The sequence below is a fragment of the Brucella sp. HL-2 genome (assembly GCF_025846885.2).
GTDB lineage: Bacteria > Pseudomonadota > Alphaproteobacteria > Rhizobiales > Rhizobiaceae > Brucella > Brucella quorumnocens.
This window is the reverse complement of sequence record NZ_JAOYTK010000004.1, coordinates 110453-136450: the sequence shown is the minus strand read 5'-3', so window position 1 is coordinate 136450 and position 25998 is coordinate 110453. Positions and strand designations below refer to the sequence as shown.

The window sequence follows — 25998 nt, the reverse complement described above, 5'->3', positions numbered from 1 at the left end:
CACTGTGAGCTTATTAAACGGCCCTTCAAGCCGCGATTGGAAGCACTGACTTCGACCTTCTTAAGACAAAACTATTTCGTCAGACAACAAAGAGAACTGTACCGCCGCTCATGCCCGCACCTGCCGCTGTCATTAGCAATTGCTCACCAGACTTAAACGGCTGCTTTTTATGCTGTACGGACAATGACAGTGGAATGGTTGCCGCCGACGAGTTGCCATAAGTGGCAATCGTGCTGATCATTTGCCGCTCTTCGAGCCCCAGATTATGGCGAATTGCATCGCAAAGACGAGTATTGGCCTGATGGGGAATGAAGTAGTCAATGCTGGAAGCGGTTGCGCGGGCTTCGTCCATCACCTGACGCGAGGTGCGTGTCATCAGATCGACGGCGCGTGAAAACACCTCGCGTCCGTCACGCATGCTCATCAGAAACTGATCTGCCTGAGTATCACACGAATAGGGTTTGTTGCTGCCGCCTGCGGGAATGGAGATGAGGTCGTAGCCGCTACCATCGGATGTCATTGCTGCTGCTTTAAGACCGCTTTGTCCGGCCTTGGTTGGTGCCAGCACAACAGCACCTGCGCCATCGGCGAATAAGACGGCACTCGCCCGTTCTGCCGGATTGATGCGGCGGCTGAGAATATTAGCAGCAACGGTAAGTACCGCTTTGCCTTGTGTTCGCACGAAGCCATCTGCAAGCGTGAGTGCATAGAGAAAACCTGAACAGGCCCCTGCAAGATCAATTGCACCGGAATTATGCAGCCCCAGCTTATGAGCCAGCAGTGGCGCAGACGGCGGCAAAAGATGATCCGGCGTAGAGGTTGCAAGCAAGGTCATCGCGATCTCGTTTGGCGCAATTCCCGCATTGTCGAGCGCCATCCTTCCGGCATCCGCTGCAAGACCGCTTAATGTGTCGCCTTCCATTGCCCAATGGCGTGTTTGAATGCCGGTGCGTCTTTCGATCCAGCCTGTTTCAAGACCAAGCTGATTTTCAATTTCCACATTGTGCACGATACGCGAAGGCACGGCATGGCCAAATCCGGCAAGGCGGGAGGAAAACGGAGTCATTGCGGAGATTCCGCTAAAACTATTGATGCGACTTCGTCAATCGCTTCATAGGCGGCAGAAAGATCCTCGGTGCTCGTGCAATAGGGCGGCATCAGATAGATAACGTTTCCAAGTGGGCGCAAAAGTATGGCACGCTCACGGAATAGCTGACGCAAGCGCGGCCCCACTTCGGCCATATAGCCGCCTGTAGGCACTGCAAGATCCAGTGCTGCAATGGTGCCGCATTGCCGGACTTTGGCAAATCTTGCGTCATTCTCGAAGCGTTGCAAATGACAGACATGCTGGGCTGCAAGCGCTGAAATACGCGCTTCAACCGGCTCATCACGCCAGACTTGTAGATTGGCGACCGCTGCGGCGCAGGCGATAGCATTGGCGGTGTAAGAGCTGGAATGAAAAAAGGTTTTGCTGCGATCCTGCGAGAGATGTGCCTCGAAAATCTCTGCGGTGCAGAGTGTTGCCGCCAGTGGCAAAGAGCCGCCTGGCAGGCCTTTTGAGGTGCAGAGAATGTCCGGCGTGATGCCAGCCTGCTCGCAGGCAAAGCGCGTGCCGGTACGACCCCAGCCGGTCATGACTTCATCCGCAATAAACAAACAGCTATGGCGGCAGGCGATTTCCTTTAAGCTGCGCAATATGTCGCTGCTATAAAGTTTCATGCCGCCTGCGCCGAGCACCAACGGCTCAATCAGAATGGCAGCGACTTTGCCAGAGCAGCAACATGCCTCGAATGCATCAAGGGTCTCCTGTTCCTTTCCCGCGTCGGGAAAAGGCAGCCGATCAACGCCAAAAAGCAGTGGGTCAAAAGGTGCATTGAACACGCCGCGCTCGCCCGTCGACATGGTGCCGATCGTATCACCATGATAGCCATGTTCCATCACGACGATGCGGTTACGCGCGATGCCTCGATTGTAGAAGTTGCCGAGCGCCATCTTGATTGCCACCTCAACAGCGGTTGACCCGCTATCGGAAAAGAAGACATGGTTCAGGCCTTGTGGCGCAAATTCCAGTAAGCCTTTGGCTAGGATTTCTGCGGGTTCATGCGTGAACTCGGCAAAAATAATCTGGTCATAGCTCTCAGTCGCCTTACGGATTGCATCCATGATTGTGGGATGACGGTGCCCATGCGTTGTAACCCACCACGACGAGATGGCGTCGAAGATGCGTGTGCCGTCTTCATCGAAAAGATAAGCGCCTTCGGTCGCAACGATGCGCCTCATAGGTGGCATAAGGGCGTGCTGCGTAAACGGATGCCAGACAGGAGAGCGGGTCACGCGCTGGCCTCCATCAGGGATGCTATGTCGAAATTCTCACGGAAGGCTTGGCCGAGACTTTCCTTTGTTAGACTGTCTAAAATTGGCAGACGGCCTAACACTTTCACCTGTCCAATCTTGGCGATGATTGTCTGCGTGTCGATATTTTCCGCACCGATAAAAGCCACGCTGTGAATAGGAATATTGCGGCTACGCAGTGCTTCAATCGACAGTAATGTGTGATTGATCGTGCCAAGTGATGTGCGTGCGCAGAGAATGACAGGGATGCGCCAGTGGGCGAAAACATCCGCGAAAACCGTTGTCTCGGTCAGCGGTACGAGCAGACCTCCTGCGCCTTCGATGATCAGCGGACTGTTACATGCAGGCGGTTCAAGTCCGTCTACGTCGATTTCCACGCCCTCAAGTCGTGCGGAAAGATGAGGCGAGGCCGGCTCTTTGAGGCGATAGGCTTCCGGCAATATGTGCGTGGCTGGCACGCCGCTTAGGCGCGCGACGATCTCGCTGTCCGTTTCTTCTTCCAGTCCTGATTGCACGGGCTTCCAGTAATGCGCTCTGAGCGCGCCCGTCAGTGCTGCGGAAAACACTGTCTTGCCAACACCGGTATCTGTGCCGGATATAATGTAGCGCGGGGTCATGCCTTGTATTCTTTCATGGTGGCGGCGAGGCAATCCAGCATGTTTGAAACCTGCTGTTGATCGACATTGAGTGTAATGGAAAGGCGCAAACGAGCTGTGCCCTCTGGCACTGTCGGCGGCCGAATGGAGCGGATGTCGAAGCCTTGCAATTGTAGAGCTTCGGCAATTTGCAGGGACTGCGCATTGTTGCCGATGATAATCGGCTGAATATGCGAACCGCTGGGCGTTATACCAAACCGCGGCCTCAGCTTCTCGCCCGTAAAACTGACAAGCTCGTTGAGTGCTGCCCGTCGCTCAGGCTCATCATTCACGATGCGCAGAGCTTCGCGAACGCCCGCTGCCATAAGCGGGGAAGGCGCGGTGGAATAAATGAAAGCCCTTGCACGATTAACGAGATACTCAGCAAGCACCTTCGGCAAAGCAATCAATGCGCCCGACACGCCAAACGCTTTGCCGCAGGTGTGCAAGACCACGATGTTCTCTTGCCCTTCCATACCTGTCGCAAGTCCGCGCCCACCAGCACCAAAGACACCAGTGGCATGGGCTTCATCGATCACCAGAAAGCCTTCATGGCGATTGGCAATCTTGGCGAGTTCGCTAAGTGGCGCTTGGTCGCCGTCCATGGAATAAAGGCTTTCCACCGCAATCCATGGTCGCCCTTTACCACCGTTTCTGCGCCAATTACGGATTGCGTCATCAAAGGCACTCGCATCATTGTGAGGGATGCTGGCGGATGCAGCTTTGCTGGCCGCTATGCCTTCATGGGCACTGGCATGGATAAGCGCGTCATGCACGATCAAGTCGTCGCGTCGTGGCAAAGTGGAAAACAGTGCGACATTGGCCATATACCCGCTACCGAAATAGAGCACGCGTTCTGCGCCGAAAAAAGCGGCGGCTTCCAGCTCCAGCGCCTCATGTTCAGGGTGATTGCCGCGTAGCAGACGAGAGCCACCGGCACCGGCTGGAACACCTCTATCAAGTGCGGCCATTATCGCAGTTTTCAGGCCAGGGTCACTCGCGAGGGCAAGGAAATCATTCGACGTGAAGTCTATGCCGTGTTGTGGCGTGAGGCTGCGCAACCGTGCTTTGCGTTTTAGCCCCTCAAGTGTTGCGGCATAGTCGGCGAGTATCATCATTAGCCAACCGCCGATTCCAATGGCATGGGCGAAATACCAAGGCGATTAAAAAGGGCCGTATCGTGGTCTTCGCCGGGATTGTCCGCTGTCAGCAATGTTTCGCCGATGAAGATCGAGTTTGCACCAGCGAAGAAACACAGCGCCTGCATTTCGTCGCTCATTTCGGTGCGTCCGGCAGATAGGCGTAAATGCGAAGTCGGCATTAGAATACGCGCCAACGCAATCGTGCGGATGAATTCAATAGGATCGACGGGCTTGGCGTTTGACAGCTTTGAACCGGGAATAGGTATCAGCTGATTGATAGGCACGCTTTCAGGAGGCACAGGCAGGTTAGCGAGCGTCAACAACATCGAGATACGGTCATCGATTGTCTCACCCATGCCCAAAATGCCGCCCGCACAGACTTTAATGCCCGCCATACGCACGGCTTCCAGCGTGTTGAGCCGGTCTTCAAAAGTTCGGGTGGTGATGATCTCTGAATAAAAACGCTCGGAGGTGTCGATGTTGTGATTGTAATAATCAAGACCGGCTTTAGCGAAGTCATGTGCCTGCTGATCCGTCAGCATACCCAGCGTCATGCAGGTTTCCATGCCTAGCGACTTCACGCCTTCAACCATGGCGACAAGTATTTCCATGTCGCGGTCTTTTGGGCTGCGCCATGCCGCGCCCATGCAATAGCGCGTTGCGCCTGCATCCTTCGCCTTGCGTGCTTCTCCGAGCACCTTTTCAACTTCCATTAGCTTTGAGGCTTTGAGGCCGGTCGGATAGTGGGCTGATTGGCTGCAATAGCCGCAATCTTCAGCGCAACCACCGGTTTTTATCGATAAAAGGCGACTCATCTGCACAGCGTTGGGATCGAAATGCATACGGTGCACGCTCTGAGCGCGGAAAAGAAGATCGTTAAATGATAAATTATAGATAATATTGGCTTGGATCTCTGTATATCTGATGGATTTCGCTGTGGTTTGTAATGGATCTTGCAACATCGGGTTCTGAGTTTGCACGAATGGCGTCCTTAAGAATCAAATTATAGATATAATTAATATTTATCGATAATGCGTCGAAGCGCAACTGTTAATCCCTCTTTCTTGCGCGCTCTGCGGCGTTCTTGAGCTGGGCGAGGCTCTTTTCGGTCAAGCTGTGAGCGATTCAATAACGAGAATGTGGTGAAACTTGATCCGGCGAACGCGGCACAGCCTTGACAGAAAGGAATACGTCGCAGAGTGTAACTGGACTAGTGGAAGAACCAGTAGATCAGTGGAGTCTCGCTTGAACGTTGTTCACGATCTTTTACTCGATAAGAGTGCGGGGCTCGGACGAAACCTTGAGCGGCGTACCATTCGGGATGTGATTGCTGACAAGATCAGTGCTCTTATCGCTTCTGGATTGCTGAGTGTCGGTGATGAACTTCCGGGGGAAAGAGAGCTGGCGACTGCACTTTCAGTTAGCCGTCAAACTGTTCGGGGTGCCATCCAAATTTTGGCAGCGCGCGGTATTCTTGAAGTGGCTCAAGGCGCAAGAACGCGTGTGGCAACTATTGATCTGGCGGGACTGTCTATTGGCATAACCTCACGCATCAATGTCGATCTTTACGATGTGCATGCGGTTCACGCTGCACGCTTGCTTGTCGAGCAGAAGATCGTCGGTGATGCGGCTGAACGCATCTCGGATGAGGCGCTCGAATTGTTGCATCGATCTCTTGATGCACAGTCCAGTTGCATGGATGATCCAGTCCGTTTTCTTATCTGTGATCGCGAGTTTCACGTAACGATATATCGCGAATGCGGAAACCCGCTCCTCGCTGATATTGTGACAGATCTTTACACTTACATGATGGAGCATCGTCGTCGTGCGATGGCGCAGCCGGGTGCTGTTGACGGAAGTTTTGCTGATCATCAGGTAATCCTGAGCGCCTTGGAAAAACGCGACCGGGTTGCAGCGATGGGAGCTTTTGCCGCGCATGAAGAACGAATTTATGTCTCTACAAAAAAATCTCTGGCCGCTGAAAATCGGTAGTGATTAGTGGGCGATTTGCGGCCCCAAAGACCGCTAACGACCTGCATTTAATTAAATGAAGAAGGGCAAAACTGTATGCATGTCTTGATTATTGGCGCGGCAGGAATGGTTGGGCGTAAACTTGCCGAAGCAATCAGCCGTGATGGAGGTATTGACGGAATTAAGATTGATGCTTTGACATTGGTGGACGTGATAATTCCTTCCTCCCCTGATGGATATGTAGGCAAGGTTGAGACCTATGCTGCGGATATTTCCGATCCTGCAGTCGCAGCCACACTCGTTGCGGGTCGGCCAGACGTCATATTTCATCTAGCAGCTATCGTATCGGGTGAAGCGGAGCTCGATTTCGACAAAGGTTATGCAATCAATCTTGATGGCACACGATATCTGTTCGAAGCTATTCGCAAACAGGGGGAAATCCATCCATACAAACCGCGCGTGGTCTTCACATCGTCGATTGCCGTCTTTGGAGCGCCCTTCCCAGAGAAAATCGATGACGAATTCTTTTTGACGCCGCGTACAAGCTATGGAACGCAGAAAGCAATCGGTGAGTTGCTGCTCGCAGATTATTCCCGCAAAGGCTTTCTGGACGGCATTGGTATCCGGCTACCTACGGTCTGCATTCGCCCCGGAAAACCGAATAAAGCGGCGTCCGGATTCTTCTCCAATATCTTGCGTGAACCCCTCATCGGCAAAGAAGCCACTCTGCCCGTGAATGAAACTGTCAGGCATTGGCATGTCAGTCCTCGCCGTGCAGTTGGTTTTCTCCTGCATGCTGCAACGATTGATCTTGCGCGCCTCGGCCATCGCTGTGTTCTGAACATGCCGGGCCTTTCAGCAACGGTTGGTGAGCAGATCGAAGCATTGCGAAGAGTTGCCGGTGACAAAGCCGTGGCGCTTATACGTAAGGAACACGATCCGCTTATTGCGGGAATTGTTGATGGCTGGGCGCAAGATTTTGATGCAAGTCGCGCCATCGAGCTGGGCTTTGTCGCGGATACATCGTTCGATGAAATCATCAAACTTCATATTGAAGATGAATTGAACCAAGGGTGACATGACGTGAGGTCGGATAAGACAGTAACTGTAATCGGACTTGGCTCCATGGGATGGGGTGCAGCCACGTCACTATTACGTGCGGGTTTTCATGTTAAAGGCGTGGATGTTCGTCAAGAGGTTTTACAACGTTTCGAGGCCGAGGGTGGCGAGGCATTTTCAACTGCTGCCGAGGCAGGTTCAAGTGATGTCGTATTCGTCTTCGTCGTGAATTCTGATCAGGCAAAGGATGTCATTTTCGGTACCCAAGGTGCGTTGGTAAACGCTGTTCAAGGCACAGTCTTTCTCTTGTGCGCAACTATGGCGCCGAGCGTCACAGTCGACATAGCAGCACGCCTTCAAGCAGCTGGCATGCTGGTTATAGACGCACCAGTTTCAGGCGGCCATCAGAAGGCTCTCACAGGCGAAATGACTGTAATGGGGTCTGGCTCAAAAGCGGCCTTTGACATTGCCGCGTCCAGTCTGGATGCGGTTGCTGGGAAGGTGTTTCGTCTCGGTGAAGAACCCGGATTGGGATCGAAAGTCAAGATGATCAATCAGCTGTTGGCCGGCGTACATATTGCGGCAGCAGCGGAAGCTCTTACCCTCGCAGCCAAGGTTGGGTTGGACCTCGAGACAGTATTCGACGTTATTCGTGTGTCGGCTGGTTCTTCGTGGATGTTCGAAAATCGTGGGCCGCATATTGTGGATGGGGATTACACACCACGTTCCGCAGTTAATATCTTCGTTAAGGATCTGGGCATCGTAACCTCCGAAGCTTTAGATGCTGGAGGATCTACACCATTAAGCCAAACAGCGCTGGAACTCTTTAATCAGGCCGCAGAGGCTGGGTTCGGACCGCAGGATGATGCAGCTGTAGCAAAGATTCTCGCCTTAAAAAGCGATGTAATCTTGCCAGGAATGGCGGATTAGACAATGAGCATCGTTTTAGGCGCTATCGCTGACGACTTTACGGGGGCAACCGATCTGGCAGGTCTATTGGCGCGAAGCGGCTATCCAGTTTCTTTGCGTCTTGGATTGCCGACAGAAACCGAACCTGAAGATAACGCCGCAGCGTTCGAAATTATCGCTCTTAAATGCCGTACAATTCCTCAGTGTCAGGCCGTTGATCAGGCGCGATCTGCTTATTCATGGCTTCGCGCTCGCGGCGCAAAACGTTTCTATTGGAAATATTGTTCGACCTTCGACAGCACAGAAAAAGGCAATATTGGCCCGATTTCAGAAGCACTCATGGCCGATATAGGCACGTCCCAGACAATCTATTGCCCCGCATTTCCAGAAAATGGTCGCAATGTTTTTATGGGGCATCTCTTTGTGGGAGAAGCGCTGCTGAGCGAAAGCGCAATGAAAGATCATCCTTTGACGCCGATGCGAGACTCTAGTCTGGTCAGACTATTGTCGCCACAGGTTAATGGAAAAGTAGGCCTGATCAACCGGCTCACTGTCGCGCGTGGAGTGGACGCTCTCAAGGCCAAGTTAAAGGAACTCGCCGCTGAGGGTATCGCACACGTTATTGTTGATGCCGTTGCCAATGATGATCTTTCAATTATCGCCGAAGCGTCACTTGATCTCCCATTGATAAGTGGAGGTAGCGCACTTGCTATGCCACTGCCAGCGCTTCTCGCTCATTCGGGTATGATCGATAAGAACACTGAAAATCCACCTGAACCCCAAATCCAGAAGGGGCAGATTGTGCTTTCAGGCAGTTGCTCAGCCATGACTCTTAAGCAGGTCGAACATTATCGCAATCAGGCAGCAAGTTATCAACTGGACCCAACGGTTCTGGCTGAAAGAGGTACTGCGGATGCGCTCGGTTGGCTTCAAGAGCAGCCCGCTGAAAAGCCGAAACTGATTTATGCAAGCGCTGATCCCGCTTCTGTTCAAGAGGCGCAGTCGAAGCTTGGTGTTGAACGGGCAGGGCAAGTTGTTGAACAGGCTCTCGCCGAATTGGCGCTTGCTTCGTTCCAACTTGGAATACGTCGATTTGTGGTCGCTGGAGGTGAAACATCGGGTGCTGTTGCTCAGTCGCTTGGAGTTTCAAAGCTCAGGGTGGGTAAAGAAATCGCACCCGGTGTTCCTTGGACTTATGCGGCGATTAACGATGAAACCGTCGCGCTCGCTCTTAAATCCGGAAATTTCGGAACCGCTTCATTCTTCTCCGAAGCGCTTCAGATGCTGGAGGTCGCATGAGTGAAGAGGCAAGGTTGCGCGAAGATATCTGCCGATTGGCAAAATCGATGTTTGATCGCGGTTTAACGGGTGGATCGTCGGGGAATATTTCGGCGCGTCTTTCCGATGGGCGCTTGTTGGTGACGCCAACAGGCAGCTCGTTTGGTGGGCTTGATCCTCAAAGACTGTCGCTGTTCAACGAGGCAGGGATACTGGTTGGCGGTGATCGTCCTACGAAAGAAATGCCGCTTCATTCCGCATTCTACGAAACGCGCGGTGCCAAGGCCGGGGCCGTTGTGCATTTGCATTCGTGCCATTCTGTTGCCTTTTCAATGCTACCAAATATCGATCCTGAGAACATGCTGCCGCCTCTAACGGCTTATTCGATCATGAAGCTCGGCAAGGTCAAGCTCTTGCCATACTTTTTGCCGGGTGATCCGGCAACGGGTGATGCAATTCGCGGGCTGGCTGGTAAGCGAAGTGCCGTTATGTTGGCAAATCACGGCCCTGTCGTTGCATCGAAAGATCTGGAAGCAGCGGTTTATGCGATCGAGGAACTCGAAGAAACGGCCAAACTTGCTTTGTTGACCCACGGGCTGAAACCAAATCTCCTAACAGATGCGCAGATCAGCCAGATCGTGGAAAAATTTGATGTGGAGTGGGAGTAGTATGGCGACGTTCTCGGCCAATTTGGGTTTTTTGTGGCAGGAGTTGCCTCTTCCTGATGCTATACGTGCAGCCAAAAAGGCTGGCTTTGATGCTGTGGAATGCCACTGGCCATATTCCTTTAATATCAGAGACATAGCCGTAGCCCTTCGCGAGACCGGGTTACCATTGTTGGGTCTCAATACCATTCGCGGCAACATAGAAGCGGGCGATAACGGTCTTACAGCAGTTGCAGGTCGCGAAAGTGAAGCGCGTGCTGCGATTGATCAGGCCATCGCCTATGCCAGCGAACTTAAGGTACCCAATATACATGTCATGGCTGGACGCACTCAAGGAACGGAAGCCCATCGCACGTTTTTGAGTAATCTCACCTATGCCTGCAAGCGCGCGTCTATTTACGGAATTACTATTCTGATCGAACCTTTAAATGAACGCGATGCGCCGGGATACTTTCTTAGAACCTCCGAACAAGGCCTATCGATCATCGAAGAGCTCGGTCATGATAATCTGAAGCTCATGTTTGATTGTTATCATATCCAGATCATGGAAGGTAATATCTGTAAGCGGCTTGAAGCTTTGATACCTCACATTGGCCATGTCCAGATAGCCTCGGTTCCCGATCGGGCAGAACCCGACCATGGTGAGTTAAACTACATGCATATTGTGAGTTGGCTTGATCAGCTTGGCTATCGACGACCGATTGGGGCGGAATATCGTCCTGTAGCGTCCACCGTTGATGGGCTGTCATGGATGCGCCTTTTTGAATGAAGCCAATAAGCAGGTTTGAAACATAATCGAGGAGGGATGAGCGTAATGAGTGACGGATTAACTGCAGGAAATAAACCGATTGCACTTGTGACAGGTGGGGGAACGGGCGTCGGTCGCGCGATTGCGAAAGCGCTTGGCACTGCAGGGTATCAGGTCGTCATATCAGGTAGACGCGGCGAGGTTCTCGATAAAGCTGTAAAGGAACTCGCAGCGGATACTGGTGGACATTTCCACGCTTTCACAGCGGATGTAAGCAACCCTGTTTCAGTGCGCACTCTGTTTGATACGATCGAAAGTAAATTTGGGCGACTGGATCTGCTCATCAATAATGCTGGTACGCTGGTACCGGGTGTTCCTCTGGAAGAGATAAGTTTCGATGACTGGAGTGCGATTGTGGGCGCTAACCTGACGGGTGTTTTTCTGTGCACACAGCAGGCATTTCGCATTATGAAAGCTCAAGAACCGCGTGGAGGTCGTATCATCAATAACGGGTCAATTTCGGCGACGACCCCACGCCCAAACTCAGCTCCATACACAGCAACAAAACACGCCATCACTGGCCTGACGAAGTCGACGGCACTTGATGGCCGTAACTTTGATATTGCTTGTGGGCAGATCGATATCGGTAACGCTGCAAGTGATATGACGCAGAAAATATCGACTGGTGTCATTCAGGCAAATGGATCAGTTACTGCAGAACCAATCATTGATCCGGTACATGTTGCGAATGCTGTGGTTTATATGGCGAGCCTGCCTTTGGACGCCAATGTGTTGACCATGACGGTAATGGCAACCAAAATGCCGCTTGTTGGGCGCGGTTAATACTGACGCCTGCCACAAAGAAACGAAGGACCATAAAGGGGAGAAATAGCGAAGGTGTAAATGTCGGAAGTGAGGAACTGGCATTTTCATTTTTCACGAAATCATAAATCGTCGATCACACTCTGGGAGGATACGCATGGCAGCTGTACAGTTCGCTGAGGTAATGAAATCTTTCGGTTCCTTTCCTGTTATCAAAGGCGTGAATATCGATATTGAAGATGGCGAATTCGTCATCCTTGTTGGCCCTTCCGGATGCGGAAAATCAACCCTCTTGAGAATGTTGGCCGGGCTGGAGAATATATCTGGTGGAGAGGTTCGCATTGGCGGAAGGACAGTAAATAACCTGCCGCCCAAAGAACGCGATATTGCTATGGTGTTCCAGAACTACGCCCTTTATCCCCATATGACAGTTGCCAAGAATATGGCTTTCTCATTGATGCTCAATTCTGCGTCACAGGCCGATATTGACAAGCGGGTGAACTATGCGGCCGGTATTCTTGGTTTAACAAATCTTCTCGACAGATATCCGCGCCAGCTTTCCGGAGGACAACGCCAGCGTGTTGCAATGGGCCGTGCGATTGTTCGTGATCCGCAGGTGTTCCTGTTCGATGAGCCTTTATCCAATCTCGATGCTAAGCTCCGTGTGGCTATGCGTGCAGAGATTAAGGAGTTACATCATAGGCTTAAGACAACGACCGTCTATGTAACTCACGATCAGATTGAAGCGATGACAATGGCTGATAAGATCGTTGTCATGCATGACGGACGCGTTGAGCAGATTGGTTCTCCGTTGGACCTTTATGATAATCCGAACAATTTGTTTGTTGCGGGCTTTATCGGCTCGCCGGCAATGAATATGATCAAGGGAAAGCTCGCCCCTGAAGATCCAAAAGTATTTGTGGCTGAGGACGGTATGCGACTGCCACTTTCTCGCGGCTATCCAGCCGCTGTCGGTCGCGATCTCGTTTATGGGTTGCGTCCTGAATATATCCGGCTTGATAGCGCGGGCATGCAGGTGCCGGTGGTCGTCATTGAACCAACCGGCTATGAAACGCATATCGTCGTGAATTTCGGCGGAACAGAAAATACCTGTATTTTCCGCGAACGGGTCGATGTTCGCCCTGGCGAGATGATTTCAATCTCAATTGATCCAGCAAATGTTCACTTGTTCGATGAACAGGATGGAATGCGGCTGTCGGCCTGAGTTTATTCCGCGCACCAAAGGAGAGGAGCCTTCGGTGTGCCGTTTCTGGGAACGACGCATGTCACCAGATTTCTGCATCCGTGGTTTGGGACAGCGGATGTGATCAATGAGAAGTCCCATCTTTGGAGGAGGAACATAATGACTATCAGAAGAAGAACATTTCTTGCAGGAACAGCAAGCCTTGTTGGCGCTGCAGGTCTTTCCAGCCTCGGCTATTCCCCGGCTTTTGCTGCCGAACCTCAGTATAAACCCGAAGAAGGCGCAAGTCTTCGGCTCTTGCGCTGGACACCTTTCGTGAAGGGCGACGAAGAGAGCTGGCTTGCTAACACAAAGAAATTCAGCGATGCCACTGGTGTTGCAGTACGCATTGATAAGGAAAGCTGGGAAGATATTCGCCCCAAAGCAGCCGTCGCAGCCAATGTTGGGTCTGGTCCAGACATTGTCATGTGTTGGTTTGATGATGCCCATCAATACCCTGACAAGCTCGTAGACCTCACGGAACTCGGCACATATCTAGATGGTAAGTATGGCGGCTTCTATGATGGGCTCAAGGGATATGCTGTACGCGATGATAAATTCATTGCCATGCCGTTGACTGCAATTGGTAATGCGATTGTTTATCGTGATAGCCATATGAAAGCGGCAGGCTTCAGCGATTTTCCCAAAGACACAGCGGGCTTCCTAGAGCTTTGCAAAGCAATGAAAGCCAAAGGCACGCCAGCGGGCTTTCCGCATGGCAAAGCGGTCGGCGATGGTAACAATTATGCCCATTGGTTGTTGTGGAGCCATGGCGCACAAATGGTGAATGAAAAGGGCGAAGTCACTATCAATTCGCCTGAAACACTGGCTGCATTGAATTATGCAAAAGAGCTCTACGCCACATTTATTCCAGGTACGGAAAGCTGGCTGGACATCAATAACAATCGCGCGTTTCTTGCGGGGCAGGTTTCATTAACTGCGAACGGTGTTTCGATCTATTACGCTGCGAAGAATGACCCGAAGCTTGCTGAAATTGCTGAGGATATGCGCAGTACAAACTTCCCAATTGGACCTGTCGGGAAGAGCGTTGAATTGCATCAGACCAGTTCCTTGCTCGTGTTCAAGCATACGAAATATCCAGAAGCCGCAAAAGCTTACCTTAAGTTCATGATGGAAGCTGACCAGATGAATGCATGGATCAAGGGGTCGAGCGCCTATTGCTGCCAACCACTTAAGGCGTTCGCAAACAATCCGGTCTGGACGGAGAATCCCATCCATGCGCCTTATGCCCGAGCATCGGAAACCCTGCGGCCGAATGGGTATGCAGGCCCACTGGGATATGCGTCAGCGGCGGTAATGGCTGACTACGTTCTGGTCGATATGTTTGCCTCTGCAGTCACAGGAGCGGAAACTCCAGAGGAGGCGATGGCAAGCGCTGAAAAGCGAGCGAACAGATATTATCGCGTGTGATTGACATACTCTTGAGGCGTAGGTGAAATCCTGCGCCTCCGCTTCGCATAGAGCATGTCCGGCAAAAGTGCGCAGCGGTTTTCGGAACAAGATGTATGCAAAAACAGTGAGATAGAGCACTTCTAATGATCGAACTTCAACCAGAAATGCTCTAGTGTTCTGGAGGTGCAATCCATGACGATGACGAATACAAAAGGCTCTGGGAGTGACGCCGCCCAGCAAAGTCCCGCCCGACCGCGCCTGAGCAACAATCGCGATATGCTTGGATTTTTGTTCATGCTGCCTGCAGCAGTTTTTCTGCTGTGCTTCCTTACCTATCCGCTTGGTCTGGGGGTTTGGCTGGGCTTCACCGACACCAAAATTGGACGCGACGGCATTTTTATTGGCCTTGAGAATTATGAGTTTCTCTGGGACGACAGTGTTTTCTGGCTCTCGGTGTTCAACACTGTTCTCTACACATTTGTCGCTTCTGTTCTCAAGTTTGGTCTGGGCCTTTGGCTTGCGCTGCTTCTGAACGAAAATCTACCGATCAAGTCCTTCTTCCGCGCAATTGTACTGTTGCCGTGGGTGGTGCCAACCGTACTTTCAGCACTCGCATTCTGGTGGATCTACGACGCACAGTTTTCCATTATATCCTGGTCGCTCATGCAGATCGGCCTGATTGACCAGCCCATCAATTTTCTGGGCGATCCAACCAATGCACGATTGTCTGTCATTGCAGCCAATGTCTGGCGCGGCATTCCTTTCGTGGCGATCTCTCTCCTTGCAGGTCTGCAGACCATTCCAGCATCCTTGCAGGAAGCAGCTTCCCTTGACGGTGCATCCAGCTGGCAGCGTTTTAGGCATGTGACATTACCGATGCTGACACCGATCATCGCTGTGGTGATGACGTTTTCCGTGCTGTTCACATTCACTGATTTTCAGCTCATCTACGTTTTGACTAAGGGCGGACCGGTGAATGCGACGCATCTCATGGCCACCCTATCATTTCAGCGTGCAATTCCGGGCGGTCAGTTAGGCGAGGGTGCTGCGATTGCGGTTGCAATGATACCGTTTTTGCTCGCCGCAATCATGTTCTCTTTCTTCGGTTTGCAACGTCGCAAATGGCAACAGGGCGGGGGTGATTGAGAATGGAGAAAATCATGAAAGCCAAGGATCAGGCGATCAATATGGTTACTGATGACACCCAGGGTATGTCTTATCTCAACAGGCTTCCCAGAAGAGTGGTGACAATCTATATACCAATTGCGCTGTTTATTTTCGTGCTGCTCTTTCCATTTTACTGGATGGCAATCACTGCAGTTAAGCCAAATTCACAGCTCACAGATTATGACAATTACAGCCCATTCTGGGTGGTCGATGCCACATTCGAACACATCAAGTATCTGTTGTTTGAGACGTCATATCCGGGCTGGTTATGGAATACGATGCTCGTTGCGACATGTGCAACGTTCATATCACTGGTGACATCAGTTCTAAGCGCCTATGCGATTGAACGTATCCGCTTTACCGGCTCGCGCTCGGTAGGCTTGCTGATCTTTCTGGCTTATCTCGTTCCACCATCAATCCTGTTCATTCCGCTGGCATTTATCGTCTTCAAACTTGGGATCTATGACTCTCGTTTGGCTCTCATTTTTACTTATCCGACCTTTCTTATCCCATTCTGCACCTGGTTGCTGATGGGATACTTCCGCTCGATTCCATTTGAGCTGGAAGAAAGTGCACTCGTTGATGGTGCAAGTCGCTGGCAAATTTTGCGGAGGATTATTCTGCCTCTTGCGGTTCCAGGACTGATTTCGGCAGGTATATTCGCCTTCACTCTTTCGTGGAACGAGTTCATCTATGCACTGACATTTATTCAGTCTTCAGAAAACAAGACCGTTCCTGTTGGCGTGCTGACAGAACTTGTGCGTGGCGATATCTTTGAATGGGGAGCGCTTATGGCCGGTGCGTTGTTCGGGTCGCTGCCGGTTGTCATTCTCTATTCATTCTTTGTCGACTATTACGTCTCGTCCATGACTGGAGCCGTGAAGGAATAACCAACCTTCATATTATCCATGTAGATGCCAAAAGAGGCTCTCTCGAGCCTCTTTTTTAATCGCGATCAAAAACTATTGTCCTAGAGCGCATCCCGAAAAGTGTGAAACGGTTTTCGCACAAAGATGCGCGTTGAAACAGATAATTAGAGCGCCGATCTGATCCAATCAGATCGAAACGCGCTCTAACTGATCGCCCAAAGCTTCCTGAACGGCGATATCAGCCATCGCAATTGCAGCTTCTCTGGTGCGTGCGGCAGCGATAAATCGACCATTGTGGCAGAAGCTCGCACCTTCAATACCACATGCTGCTTCCAGATCGCCGTTCGTTAACCCAGCCCAAGCTGCAGGAAGGTCAGCCCTTAATTCAAACCCATCGCCCGATTTACGGATGCCCGTCAGACACCAATCGTTGTTTCTGGGATGAACGACAAACAGCAGATGATCGGCACCAGCTTTGACGATTGCAGACCGGAAAGGCATTCCGAGCGGTAGTTCCAGCACCCGATTTTCGCCTGCAGCTTCAATTGCATTTTGCACAATGGTCTCAGCCCGCAATTTCGCTGCAATTCCTGCGATTTTTGCTTCGACAAAACTGCGCGCTATGATCAAAGCGTGTTGAAATGCCTGATCGTCGGCTTCGGGGCTTGTTTCATCAAAGACGGGCTTGAGCGTTTCTAACAACGTGGGCAGAGTCAGCCCAGCGAGTGGTCCAGCAATTGAAGGGCTGAGTTCGCCATTATCCACGAGATCAACTGGAAGCACGAAACTTTGGTCGAAAGACGCATGAATAACTTCCACATCTGTATCGGGAATGTTGGCCGCGACAAGATAGTCGCGCCCATAATGCTTCCAGATCAGGCCAAATGAACTGTAGGGCTGACCATCTTCTCGACGGGGTGCGCCGCGCTGGTGGTGATCGTAAATACGCTCTTCAGCGTCATAGAGACCACCAACATCGTAAATGATACGGTCCACGTTTGGCGTAATCCAATGACGGTCTCTGCTGCGAATAAGCTGTGCATCGGGAAAAAGCCTGGTGAGTATTACACTCGACATCAACTCGTCGGCATGAAAGCCCCCAGAGTGAGTGACGATAAATTCTGGGTTCATACCATATGCGCCTTATCAGTATTAAAATGAAATATAGAACGAGTCCTGATACTCGTTAGAACGTTTTAGCTCAACCTCTCTCATACATATTCCTCGGAGGCATAGGCGCTCTGCCAAGCACGACGATCAATAATGTTTATGATTGTTGAACGAGGTTTCCCGCTGGCAGCATAGGTCCAGACAGCTGCGGGCGTTAAATTTCTGTCATCAAACTATGCTAGCTAGCCGATCCAATGGGATACTAGAGTCAGGTATCAAGTATATTAAATGATTCGGTTCAATAAATAATAGAACTATTCTCACTAAGACAGATTTGTGAAATATTAGAAATGATAACAACAAATAATTTCACGAAAAATACATATTAAATTTATTGATTTAGTCCGTTTGTATTCTATAAGCGCTCGCGTCACACACCTCGCTTATGGAGTTATTTTATGAGGGTTAAGAATTTTCTCTGCGCTTCGGCTGCAGTATTTTCGTTTGCATCGGTAGCACAGGCCGCTGACGCGATCGTTGCACCAGAGCCAGAAGCCGTTGAGTATGTCCGCGTATGTGATGCATACGGTGCAGGCTACTTCTACATCCCAGGCACGGAAACCTGCCTGCGCATTCACGGCTATCTTCGTTATGACGTTAAAGGGGGCGATAACGTCTACGCCAAGCGTCTTTCGCAATTGGAACGCGATACTTATGACATGAAGTCTCGCTTTGAGCTTCGTTTCTCCACTGCATCGGAAACGGATCTGGGTACACTTAAGACCTATGCCGATGCGCGTTACGATTGGAACAACGGTGAAAACGGTGCGAGCGGACAGCTCCGCTTTGCATATATCGAACTCGGCGGTCTTCGCCTTGGTCTCGATGAATCGAAGTTCGTCACCTTCACCGGCTATCTCGGCGACGTCATGAACGACGACGTTATTCTGGCTGGCGGTACGCGTACCAATGCCATCAGCTACAGCTTCAAGGGTGGCAATGGTTTCTCGGCTGTAATCGCTCTCGAACAGGGTGGTAACGGCGATTCCGACGTCAACGTTACGATCGATGATTACACGCCACATGTTGTTGGTGGCTTGAAATTCGCTCAGTCATGGGGTTCGATTGCTGGTGTTGCGGCTTATGACGCACTCAACGAAGAGTGGGCTGGCAAGGTTCGTCTCGACGTGAACGTAACCGAGCAGTTCTCGGTCTGGGTGCAGGGCGCTTACAAGTCGAATGATGACAATTACACGGTTACACAGCGCTTTGCCGATGGCAGCTGGCGTGGAGTTCGTCGCATCGACAGCTTCTACGGTACTTGGGGAGGTGACTGGGCTGTTTGGGGTGGTGCCAAGTTTAAGGCAACCAAGCAGGCAACGATCAACGTTCAAGCAGCTTATGAAGATGCCGGACGTTTCGCCGCCACTGCAAACGTAGCTTACACTTTGGTGCCGGGCTTCACTGTAACGCCAGAAATTTCCTACACCAAGTGGTCGGACGACCGCTCTGAGCTCAAAGGCGAAAAGGCCTGGCAGGGTATGGTTCGCTTCCAGCGTTCGTTCTAGTCTGATCGTTCGTTCGGATTTGATAACCTCCAGTCAGATTTGAAGCGACAAGGTAGCGGCTTGATAAAGCCGCTACTTATTTAATCCAATCCATTAAAGCAGAGGTTGATCTTAAATCCCTGGTTCATTGAAGAAAATTCCGTAGGTTCTCCCATTCAACAGGGCAGATTTCATGTCCATCTGGAGCAATCAGCGCTTCCACATTCGCACCATGTGCTTGAAACGAGCCGATCACGGATTGTGAAAGCTTCAGCGGAGAAATTGGATCATGCTCACCCGCAGTTATCAGAATGTATTTGCCGGATAATGCAGGTTGTGGGTTCAGCTTCCAAGGGATTAGCGGAAACATCAATGTTGCACGGTCGAACAAACGCGGATCGTCAAACAGCATAGACGCCAGAACTCGCGCGCCGTTCGAATAGCCGAGGGCGTAGAATTCGCGGTCAGTATTTTGATCGCGGACATCTTTGACAAACTCCAGCCTTTTTGGGTGTTATTGCGTTTATGTTGCTGAATGTGCAACAGTGAGCTGACAATGGTGGCTCAGGTGTAATGTTATGCTGTCTGCATTTTCACAAAGCTGTGAAACATGAAAAAGGACGCGCTTACGGACGAAAATAAACGACACTTTGTTTGATTAAAACGCTATAGCGGCTGACAATCATTTTCTGGAGTGCCGTTCAGACCGCGCATAAAACACCCGCCATACAGAGATTTCGGCCCACTTGAAAAGTGGCGTGCCTTGCTCTTGGCAATCCCACAAAACGAAAACTGAATTCAGATAGTTCTGCAGATCTAATCCGTGTCTCAACGCGGGTTGATATGTGCAGCCAAATGCGATTACACGAAATGACAAATCTCACTACGCTTGACGAAGTATCAAATGAGACTCAGCTCTCGACACTGATTGGCATGATTGCCATTCCTCTCTGGAGTGTAGCGATAGGGTTCATTCGCAGTGTGTCAGAAATTTTTGGACCTGTGGCGGGTGCTGCCCTGATCTATACAACAAGTGGTATCCTTGGCGGTCTCGTACTAGGTCTTCCAAAGTTAAGGGATCTGAAAAGCCCGGGAATCTGGTATTGTGGGTTTCTTTTCGTTGCTTATGAGATTTCGCTGGCATTGGCCATAGGGCTTGCGCACAACCGCGATCAGGCATTGGAATTGGGCATGATAAACTATCTTTGGCCCAGTGTTACAATTCTGTTTGCTGTTTTGACGGGGCAACAGCGTGGCTCATGGCTCCTCGGTATTGCATTGGTTTTCTGCCTGATGGGTATCAGCTGGATTATGAAAGGTGACAACGAGCTATCTCTGAACATCATTCTCCATAACCTTCAAGACAATCCGTTGGCTTATATCTATGCATTCGCTGCTGCATTGCTTTGGGGGTTGTATTCCGTTGTTACGCGCCATTTTGATAATGGTAGAAGCGCTGTGCCGTTATATTTTCTTGTTACCGCAGCTGTGCTTTGGACGAAATATACGATCAGCGATGGACCCGCACTTGTCCTTCATTGGAACGGTCTTGTGCAAATCGTGGTTTTTGGTGCCATGTCTGCGGCGGCTTATGCGTGCTGGAACCGAGGCGTATGTCATGGAAACATTTCACTCCTCGCAACCGCGTCTTATTTCACACCTGTCCTTGCAGCGGTATTGACGTGCTTATGGCTTGGAATTCGACCGGGTATCGAATTTTTCGTCGGTGTGTTTATGATCACCGCGGGGTCTCTATTGTGCTGGTGGGCTACGCGCCGGAAGATGTCGTAAGGGCAGGATTACCCAATATGGGGTCGTTTGCGGGAGAGGGCGAAATCCTACGTTAGCGGCTATGCGATCTTCTGGAAACGGGACACTTTGAGTAGTGCGGTAACCTTTTTGTAAGGATCGCTCTCGATAGCAGGGGTCGCGGAAATCTGAAACCTGCGCCACGTCCGCAGCGACCCGGAATCCGGGCCGCGACGTGTCGCAAAAGTCAGTCGCACAAGTTTGACTTTCGCACCTGATTTTTGCGACCGGTTGTCCCTGCATAATTGTAGCCCATGTATGACCAGAAAAATACAACAAACCCGAACCAAACTAGCGCTACCCGGATGCACTGGGCTGAGAAACTCAGGAACGGGAATGAGTTCATAGGCTCTTCTCCCCGTAGCAATGGCCAGCCCTCGGCCTGCCAGAACGACAGATATGCGTTTACGCCGAGAAGCAGCGGAGCGATCCAGCCGGCGGATAGCAGCGCAACAATAGCGGCAAAGATTCTATGTCTTGTCATAGCGGCCTAACAATAATTTGGCCCCATTTGCGGGGCGTTGTGTGGGATATGTGGGGCTCCGCGGGCATTTCTGCAATAATACCAGCTAAGAGCCGAACCGAAAATTAAGTTGAGCGATTTCAGGAGTTTATGATTCTCTGTGTTTGCAAAGACTACGGAGGATCAGATGGCCTGGACTGAAACCGCCCGACGGGACTATGCCAGAGGAGGTTTGTGCTATGCAAGTGACTGTTCGGACGATGAATGGGGTATTATTGCCCCGCTTTTACAGCCGACGGGCAAGGTCGGCCGTCCGCGCGAACATAATCCACGCAAACTGTGGAATGCAATCCAATACATTGCCACGACGGGTTGCCATTGGGCGCAATTGTGGAAGGAATTTCCGCCGTTTACGACGGTGCAGTACCATTTCTACCGGATGCGCGATAGCGGCTTGCTCGATCTTATCAATGAAATGCTGGTTGCGGTGACACGGCTGGCGGAAGGCCGCAAGGTCGAGCCGACGGCAGCCATTATTGACAGCCAGTCGGTCAAGACGACGGAAGCTGGCGGTCCACGCAGCTATGATGCAGGCAAAAAGATCAAGGGGCGCAAGCGCCATATCGTGACCGATATGAGCGGCAATATGCTGGAAGGCATCGTGCATGGTGGCGACGTTCAGGACAGTGAGGGTGCGCCCGATATAGCCCCTAACGTACGGCAGGCAGCCAGGCCGTAATCGATCAGATTCTATCTTTGGTCTGTGAGTTGGCCATTTTCCCAGCTTCGGGCCAACCGGGCCTGTTAACGTCAGGGGGGCGTTGCGAGACAGGTCTTCGACCAGGGCTGTACTTCCAGCTCTGCAAGCTCGGCCTGTGACGCGGGAACAGCTTCATAGTTTGCGAAACAGGCTCCGTCTGCTCCCACCATGTCGCTGAGCTTGCCGCCACAAAGCTCCAGGGGCTTATCAATTTGTTGCCAGCCTGCCGCGCAGTCGGTGTCGATCTCCGAGCCCGGTCGGCCGCAAACTTGCGTGCGCCGCGCTTTGGTCTCCGAGCTGGCTACGCTACCACCCTGCCTTCAAACGCCTGGCCGGAGGCAAAATACGACCAGGTCCCGCAGATGCGGTCGCCACTCTGGAAAAGAAGGTAGCGGCTGTATTCTCCAGGTGCTTCTTGTGCCTGCGAGCGATGGAAGAGTTGTGGAACGGCTGGATATCCGTGAACCAAAGTGTGCAGGGCAGTAAACACGAAGTTCACACTTGAACGTTTGGTGATACAGCGTAATTTGGGCGGACAACTCGGGAAATCACCTCATCTGCCCCGATTCTAATTGGTTTTGGAGATTACATGATCAGAACATCGATATTGGCTGTATCGCTTGCGGTCCTTGCCATGCCAGCGTTGGCTCAGGGTGACGAAAACAATCGCTCAGGTCGTTACGAAAGCGAAGGTGGAGCATCTCTCACCGTGGACCTGACGCATAAGTCGGGCAATGATTATTCTGCCGCTATTTCGACGACGGTTGAAATGACCGATAAATTGCCCGGTTGCGGTGGAAGTCTGAAAGGCGATGTCACCATTACCGGTGCCAGCGCGACCATGTCGATCCCCAACGAAGGGTTCATTGAAAGCAAAAAAGAAACCCTGCAGAACAGTCGTTTTTGCAAGGTGAATTTTAAGTTCATGGATCAATACACGTTGAAGCTGGAAGAAGTTTCCGGTTGCTCTTACTACCATGGAGCCAGCTGCGATTTTAATGGCACCGTCGTGCATGAAGCGAGCGGAATTTAGCCAAGGCCTGCAAATCGGCCACAAATCAGAACTTTAGAGGTTAAAAGAAAAATGGCGGCTGTCGCATCGACAGTCGCCATTTTTGCCTTGGTACCAGTCGTACAAAAATCCAATTACGGGCCCACCGCCTTGGCCGACAAGGTAATCGTGAAGTACTGATCGCGCTTGTTTTTCTCAACGGTCGACAATTGGGATATGCCGTAATCGGCGAATTCCCCCTGCTCAAACTGCGGATAATACCCTTTCCAGAAATAGCGCCGCTGCGTATCACCGGCGCGCATCTTTTGCGCAGACAAGCCAGCGACAAAGCGGGTGGCATTTGCTTGATTGCGTGCTGAGAGCGCGACGCGAGCCTCGGTCATTTGCCAGTGGCACACGCCACGCCCATGGTAATCTTCATCCAGAATCATATCGGTATACACTGTACCGACATATTCGGTCGCCGAAACCGGCGAAAGGCGGAATGGTTCGTGGCTCGATATAACGGGTACGTTGCCGGCGAGCCAACGGGTCTTACCACATCTAGCCGCATTGCTGACATCGAACTGCATAGTACCCTCTACCGATGCAAACAGCGCGCTATCTCGATCCGCAGACGGTATATCGGAAACATTTGCGAGTTTCATGCGGATTTCATAAGCGCGCTTCGGGTTCGCGTTGAGTTTGCGCAAAGGAGGCTTGGAACCGCCAACTTTCGTAACAGGAGTTGTCTGCTCTGCAGCGTAGCCTGGATCACCAGAGCCCGTAGCAAAAAAGATCAGTGCCAGAAACAATCCGGATATTCTGAAAACAAAAAGTGAGCAAAAGGTACGATTCAATTTCGATCTTTCCTTTGGGTGAGAATTCGTCATCTGGTCCTTGATTAACATGTCATCCATTGTGGTGGAATTATCTTTCTACCTTGCAGCCCCAAGATGGCCGCATCGATGTTTCTGGATGCGGTATCAATTGTTCCTGCTCTCTGTTGTATCTTGAGGGCGCGTACTGAACCAAACCCCATCGCCATGGCCCCCGGCGCCGCAGAATTCGCTGGAACCTGTCGTGCACAAACTGTGTGAGGAATGGAGGATACCGTCCCGTAAGTTCAGCTCAAGCTGTTCGCCCGCCCCAAGATCGATCGTTAGAACGTCACTGACGAAGCGGCCTTCGCCGGAGAACTCGCATGTCCATTTGAGAAGGTCGATATCAACCGGATTGGCGGACACGGAGTATCGCCCGTCAGCAAGGTGCTTTATCTCCAGCTCGCCGGAAGCATTACTCCAGAGCCCGGTCAACCGATCGGATGCGAGCGACATACGCTCAAGCACCGCCAAACGCCACGACAGGCGACCCCGAAGTTCCGAACGATCCTCCTCTGTCAGGGCGGCGCTATCCGACAGAATATAAAGGTCGCGCCGAAGACACCGGCGATATCTCGCCTCATCCTCGTCCAGTGCCGCTGAGGCGGCGGCGTCGACCCCTTTCTGGCTTTTCAAGTCGCCAATACGCGTGTCGATTGACCGCCGCAGAGCTGCAAGCTCAGGGTCGCTCGCAATCGTCGCTTCAACAATGGCGAGTTCGCGGCAGCAATCTTCATAGCGCACCCGACAATCGAGCCGTTGCGGCGCATTGTTTGCCGCGACGGGTAGCGGCCCGAATGTGCTCTGCGTATAGCCATCCTCGCCGGTGGTGCGCATAATTTTGCCCTCACAGATGCGCAACCGGTGTGCATAGCTGTTGTTGTATTCCATTTCCTTGAGATCGTCACGGCGGTGACCGTTGTGATACCAGATCGTGGCGTCGTAAGTCGCTGTATCATGGGTGGTATGGCGAACCCGGTGATCAGCGCACCTCCGACACATCACCGTTAGACGCGGTTCTGTTTGTCCTGATCTGTGCCAGATTTTCCTTGTGATAGGCTTCGAGAGCAACGACGCACGCACGGTGGGACCCGTATTCCTCGTCGACCGGAGGCAGTGGCAACTGGCCGCTGGCATGGACCACTGTTGATAAGCACAACACCACGCAGAAAATGATTGTTTTCATTTGGAATTCAAATTTCGGCATTGTTCCATCGCTGATGAGAACCTTCGATCTTGACTGGTTCTTGAAACGGAAAGTCGTCGCCGCCGCGGACACGTCACCCCATGTCTGAAACTGAGAGCTGGTAGCGCAAGGGACGATTGCCCCGTTTGAATTCCGAAACAAGAAGGAAAATCCTCTCAATCTGGCCGTAGTCTGTCTCGTGTCCAGGTTCCTTTCGCTATTCCATCATCCGTCGCAAACCGGGATGCTTGCCGCGTAGGGCCTCGATATCCGGTGGACCGATAAGATCGAGATATTCGGCCTCAGTGATCTCGCGCGACCAGTCGGCCAGATCATATGGGCGCGAGACAAGGGGAAGATTGAAGCGGTCAATCAGGACGTAGCCGTTGGGTCGGATTCCAAGTAGTGAAAGGTCAACATGAAACTCCCGATCTTTGCTTGCAGGATGGTACAGAACCGGTTCCGCGAAGGTTACGGTTACGCTACTCTGAACTCCCATGATCTTATTCTCCTGTTTCACTAGGTCCGTGGACAATAAGGTTCGTTTTAAAGTCAAAAAGCACGAGCCTGAGACGGCAGTTTTTTCAAACAACGTTCGAATGCGACTTGATCTACATACTTGCGCAGAACGAAGGCAACATCATTAATTGCAGTATCAGGGGAGAAATTTTGATTCCTGCGAAGCTGCTTCACCTCGTCTGTCATCAAGTCCCTATCCCATGATTTTTCCTGCGGCTCATTGGTGTTCCAATCGCTAACGAATAAAGCCTGGAGCATTGCAGGTAAGACTTGCACAAATGAAATCGCATCATGAACACTCAGCCTACGCCTGAAACAAAAGAGTACTCCTTGCGTGTTGGTATATGCCTGATGTCTGGAACCCAAATTCGTTTTCATAGCGACATCTGCCAGAAAATTGTCGAATTCCTTTGCCGCAAGCCTGTATTCCACTGGTATAGGCATTGAAAACCCCTCACT

General features: G+C 51.5%; 26 protein-coding genes. 15 read left to right on the top strand and 11 right to left on the bottom strand.

Features of this window, described 5'->3' with window-relative positions; all coding sequences use genetic code 11:
• Positions 1 to 79: 79 nt before the first annotated feature.
• Genes OIV19_RS08550 through bioB form a run of 5 tightly spaced genes read right to left on the bottom strand, consistent with a single transcriptional unit; the run spans position 80 to position 5091 of the window.
• Positions 80 to 1066 carry a beta-ketoacyl-ACP synthase III gene (locus OIV19_RS08550; RefSeq protein WP_264231263.1) on the bottom strand — a complete coding sequence of 329 codons (987 nt, stop codon included), beginning with the start codon at positions 1064 to 1066 and terminating at the stop codon, positions 80 to 82.
• A complete protein-coding gene (locus tag OIV19_RS08545) occupies positions 1063 to 2334 on the bottom strand; it encodes an adenosylmethionine--8-amino-7-oxononanoate transaminase (protein WP_264231262.1) in 1272 nt (423 codons plus the stop codon). The genes OIV19_RS08550 and OIV19_RS08545 overlap by 4 nt, the downstream gene beginning before the upstream one ends.
• Positions 2331 to 2969: a dethiobiotin synthase gene (gene bioD, locus OIV19_RS08540; protein WP_264231261.1), complete on the bottom strand. Its 639-nt coding sequence runs from the start codon at positions 2967 to 2969 to the stop codon at positions 2331 to 2333. The genes OIV19_RS08545 and bioD overlap by 4 nt, the downstream gene beginning before the upstream one ends.
• Positions 2966 to 4105, bottom strand: a complete 1140-nt coding sequence (locus OIV19_RS08535; RefSeq protein ID WP_264231260.1) for an 8-amino-7-oxononanoate synthase — start codon at positions 4103 to 4105, stop codon at positions 2966 to 2968. Before OIV19_RS08535 ends, bioD begins: the two co-directional genes overlap by 4 nt.
• Positions 4105 to 5091, bottom strand: coding sequence for a biotin synthase BioB (gene bioB, locus OIV19_RS08530; protein ID WP_264231376.1), 987 nt, complete (start codon positions 5089 to 5091; stop codon positions 4105 to 4107). The genes OIV19_RS08535 and bioB overlap by 1 nt, the downstream gene beginning before the upstream one ends.
• Before the next feature lie 283 nt (positions 5092 to 5374).
• Here bioB and OIV19_RS08525 point away from each other — a divergent pair, with 283 nt between their 5' ends.
• From OIV19_RS08525 to OIV19_RS08475, 11 genes are all read left to right on the top strand, one after another.
• A complete protein-coding gene (locus tag OIV19_RS08525) occupies positions 5375 to 6121 on the top strand; it encodes a FadR/GntR family transcriptional regulator (RefSeq protein ID WP_264231259.1) in 747 nt (248 codons plus the stop codon).
• Between the two features lie 75 nt (positions 6122 to 6196).
• Complete coding sequence (gene denD / locus OIV19_RS08520; RefSeq protein WP_264231258.1) at positions 6197 to 7177, top strand: D-erythronate dehydrogenase; 981 nt, start codon at positions 6197 to 6199, stop codon at positions 7175 to 7177.
• A gap of 6 nt (positions 7178 to 7183) precedes the next feature.
• Positions 7184 to 8089: an L-threonate dehydrogenase gene (ltnD, locus tag OIV19_RS08515; protein ID WP_264231257.1), complete on the top strand. Its 906-nt coding sequence runs from the start codon at positions 7184 to 7186 to the stop codon at positions 8087 to 8089.
• A 3-nt stretch (positions 8090 to 8092) separates the two neighbouring features.
• Positions 8093 to 9367: a 3-oxo-tetronate kinase gene (gene otnK, locus OIV19_RS08510; RefSeq protein ID WP_264231256.1), complete on the top strand. Its 1275-nt coding sequence runs from the start codon at positions 8093 to 8095 to the stop codon at positions 9365 to 9367.
• Positions 9364 to 10014, top strand: a complete 651-nt coding sequence (otnC, locus tag OIV19_RS08505; RefSeq protein WP_264231255.1) for a 3-oxo-tetronate 4-phosphate decarboxylase — start codon at positions 9364 to 9366, stop codon at positions 10012 to 10014. The genes otnK and otnC overlap by 4 nt, the downstream gene beginning before the upstream one ends.
• Before the next feature lies 1 nt (position 10015).
• Positions 10016 to 10780 (top strand): TIM barrel protein, encoded by a 765-nt coding sequence (locus OIV19_RS08500; RefSeq protein ID WP_264231254.1) that lies wholly within the window; start codon positions 10016 to 10018, stop codon positions 10778 to 10780.
• A 45-nt stretch (positions 10781 to 10825) separates the two neighbouring features.
• Positions 10826 to 11602, top strand: a complete 777-nt coding sequence (locus OIV19_RS08495; RefSeq protein ID WP_264231252.1) for an SDR family oxidoreductase — start codon at positions 10826 to 10828, stop codon at positions 11600 to 11602.
• A 136-nt stretch (positions 11603 to 11738) separates the two neighbouring features.
• Complete coding sequence (locus OIV19_RS08490) at positions 11739 to 12806, top strand: sn-glycerol-3-phosphate ABC transporter ATP-binding protein UgpC (RefSeq protein WP_319637592.1); 1068 nt, start codon at positions 11739 to 11741, stop codon at positions 12804 to 12806.
• A gap of 138 nt (positions 12807 to 12944) precedes the next feature.
• Positions 12945 to 14255: an ABC transporter substrate-binding protein gene (locus OIV19_RS08485; protein ID WP_264231250.1), complete on the top strand. Its 1311-nt coding sequence runs from the start codon at positions 12945 to 12947 to the stop codon at positions 14253 to 14255.
• A gap of 258 nt (positions 14256 to 14513) precedes the next feature.
• Entirely contained in the window at positions 14514 to 15383 is an 870-nt protein-coding gene (locus tag OIV19_RS08480; RefSeq protein WP_244430443.1) for a carbohydrate ABC transporter permease, read from the top strand.
• 14 nt (positions 15384 to 15397) lie between these two features.
• Positions 15398 to 16294, top strand: coding sequence for a carbohydrate ABC transporter permease (locus tag OIV19_RS08475; RefSeq protein ID WP_264231249.1), 897 nt, complete (start codon positions 15398 to 15400; stop codon positions 16292 to 16294).
• A gap of 165 nt (positions 16295 to 16459) precedes the next feature.
• On the opposite strand, the gene OIV19_RS08470 is transcribed toward OIV19_RS08475, so the two are convergent.
• Positions 16460 to 17404: an MYG1 family protein gene (locus OIV19_RS08470; RefSeq protein ID WP_264231248.1), complete on the bottom strand. Its 945-nt coding sequence runs from the start codon at positions 17402 to 17404 to the stop codon at positions 16460 to 16462.
• A gap of 437 nt (positions 17405 to 17841) precedes the next feature.
• Here OIV19_RS08470 and OIV19_RS08465 point away from each other — a divergent pair, with 437 nt between their 5' ends.
• Entirely contained in the window at positions 17842 to 18951 is a 1110-nt protein-coding gene (locus tag OIV19_RS08465) for a porin (protein ID WP_264231247.1), read from the top strand.
• 124 nt (positions 18952 to 19075) lie between these two features.
• Here OIV19_RS08465 and OIV19_RS08460 read toward each other — a convergent pair whose 3' ends face one another.
• On the bottom strand, positions 19076 to 19342 hold the full coding sequence (locus OIV19_RS08460; protein ID WP_264231246.1) for an alpha/beta hydrolase: 267 nt from the start codon (positions 19340 to 19342) through the stop codon (positions 19076 to 19078).
• A gap of 458 nt (positions 19343 to 19800) precedes the next feature.
• Here OIV19_RS08460 and yddG point away from each other — a divergent pair, with 458 nt between their 5' ends.
• From yddG to OIV19_RS08445, 3 genes are all read left to right on the top strand, one after another.
• Entirely contained in the window at positions 19801 to 20721 is a 921-nt protein-coding gene (gene yddG / locus OIV19_RS08455) for an aromatic amino acid DMT transporter YddG (RefSeq protein WP_264231245.1), read from the top strand.
• Positions 20722 to 21389: 668 nt separating this feature from the next.
• Complete coding sequence (locus tag OIV19_RS08450) at positions 21390 to 21941, top strand: IS5 family transposase (protein WP_264231244.1); 552 nt, start codon at positions 21390 to 21392, stop codon at positions 21939 to 21941.
• Positions 21942 to 22551: 610 nt separating this feature from the next.
• Positions 22552 to 22995 (top strand): hypothetical protein, encoded by a 444-nt coding sequence (locus OIV19_RS08445; protein ID WP_264231243.1) that lies wholly within the window; start codon positions 22552 to 22554, stop codon positions 22993 to 22995.
• A 113-nt stretch (positions 22996 to 23108) separates the two neighbouring features.
• Here OIV19_RS08445 and OIV19_RS08440 read toward each other — a convergent pair whose 3' ends face one another.
• The 4 genes from OIV19_RS08440 to OIV19_RS08425 form a co-directional block, all read right to left on the bottom strand.
• Positions 23109 to 23813, bottom strand: a complete 705-nt coding sequence (locus OIV19_RS08440; RefSeq protein ID WP_264231242.1) for a hypothetical protein — start codon at positions 23811 to 23813, stop codon at positions 23109 to 23111.
• A 126-nt stretch (positions 23814 to 23939) separates the two neighbouring features.
• Entirely contained in the window at positions 23940 to 24836 is an 897-nt protein-coding gene (locus OIV19_RS08435; RefSeq protein ID WP_264231241.1) for a hypothetical protein, read from the bottom strand.
• Between the two features lie 401 nt (positions 24837 to 25237).
• Positions 25238 to 25519 carry a hypothetical protein gene (locus OIV19_RS08430; protein WP_264231240.1) on the bottom strand — a complete coding sequence of 94 codons (282 nt, stop codon included), beginning with the start codon at positions 25517 to 25519 and terminating at the stop codon, positions 25238 to 25240.
• Positions 25520 to 25572: 53 nt separating this feature from the next.
• Positions 25573 to 25983 (bottom strand): DUF2267 domain-containing protein, encoded by a 411-nt coding sequence (locus OIV19_RS08425; RefSeq protein WP_264231239.1) that lies wholly within the window; start codon positions 25981 to 25983, stop codon positions 25573 to 25575.
• Positions 25984 to 25998 lie beyond the last annotated feature (15 nt).

Coding starts and splice junctions, on each gene's coding strand:
- OIV19_RS08550 (WP_264231263.1), bottom strand. CDS start 1,066: ATGACTCCGTTTTCCTCCCGCCTTGCCGGATTTGGCCATGCCGTGCCT.
- bioD (WP_264231261.1), bottom strand. CDS start 2,969: ATGACCCCGCGCTACATTATATCCGGCACAGATACCGGTGTTGGCAAG.
- OIV19_RS08535 (WP_264231260.1), bottom strand. CDS start 4,105: ATGATGATACTCGCCGACTATGCCGCAACACTTGAGGGGCTAAAACGC.
- bioB (WP_264231376.1), bottom strand. CDS start 5,091: ATGTTGCAAGATCCATTACAAACCACAGCGAAATCCATCAGATATACA.
- denD (WP_264231258.1), top strand. CDS start 6,197: ATGCATGTCTTGATTATTGGCGCGGCAGGAATGGTTGGGCGTAAACTT.
- otnK (WP_264231256.1), top strand. CDS start 8,093: ATGAGCATCGTTTTAGGCGCTATCGCTGACGACTTTACGGGGGCAACC.
- otnC (WP_264231255.1), top strand. CDS start 9,364: ATGAGTGAAGAGGCAAGGTTGCGCGAAGATATCTGCCGATTGGCAAAA.
- OIV19_RS08500 (WP_264231254.1), top strand. CDS start 10,016: ATGGCGACGTTCTCGGCCAATTTGGGTTTTTTGTGGCAGGAGTTGCCT.
- OIV19_RS08495 (WP_264231252.1), top strand. CDS start 10,826: ATGAGTGACGGATTAACTGCAGGAAATAAACCGATTGCACTTGTGACA.
- OIV19_RS08490 (WP_319637592.1), top strand. CDS start 11,739: ATGGCAGCTGTACAGTTCGCTGAGGTAATGAAATCTTTCGGTTCCTTT.
- OIV19_RS08485 (WP_264231250.1), top strand. CDS start 12,945: ATGACTATCAGAAGAAGAACATTTCTTGCAGGAACAGCAAGCCTTGTT.
- OIV19_RS08480 (WP_244430443.1), top strand. CDS start 14,514: ATGCTTGGATTTTTGTTCATGCTGCCTGCAGCAGTTTTTCTGCTGTGC.
- OIV19_RS08475 (WP_264231249.1), top strand. CDS start 15,398: ATGAAAGCCAAGGATCAGGCGATCAATATGGTTACTGATGACACCCAG.
- OIV19_RS08470 (WP_264231248.1), bottom strand. CDS start 17,404: ATGAACCCAGAATTTATCGTCACTCACTCTGGGGGCTTTCATGCCGAC.
- OIV19_RS08465 (WP_264231247.1), top strand. CDS start 17,842: ATGAGGGTTAAGAATTTTCTCTGCGCTTCGGCTGCAGTATTTTCGTTT.
- OIV19_RS08460 (WP_264231246.1), bottom strand. CDS start 19,342: ATGCTGTTTGACGATCCGCGTTTGTTCGACCGTGCAACATTGATGTTT.
- yddG (WP_264231245.1), top strand. CDS start 19,801: ATGACAAATCTCACTACGCTTGACGAAGTATCAAATGAGACTCAGCTC.
- OIV19_RS08450 (WP_264231244.1), top strand. CDS start 21,390: ATGGCCTGGACTGAAACCGCCCGACGGGACTATGCCAGAGGAGGTTTG.
- OIV19_RS08445 (WP_264231243.1), top strand. CDS start 22,552: ATGATCAGAACATCGATATTGGCTGTATCGCTTGCGGTCCTTGCCATG.
- OIV19_RS08435 (WP_264231241.1), bottom strand. CDS start 24,836: ATGTGTCGGAGGTGCGCTGATCACCGGGTTCGCCATACCACCCATGAT.
- OIV19_RS08430 (WP_264231240.1), bottom strand. CDS start 25,519: ATGGGAGTTCAGAGTAGCGTAACCGTAACCTTCGCGGAACCGGTTCTG.
- OIV19_RS08425 (WP_264231239.1), bottom strand. CDS start 25,983: ATGCCTATACCAGTGGAATACAGGCTTGCGGCAAAGGAATTCGACAAT.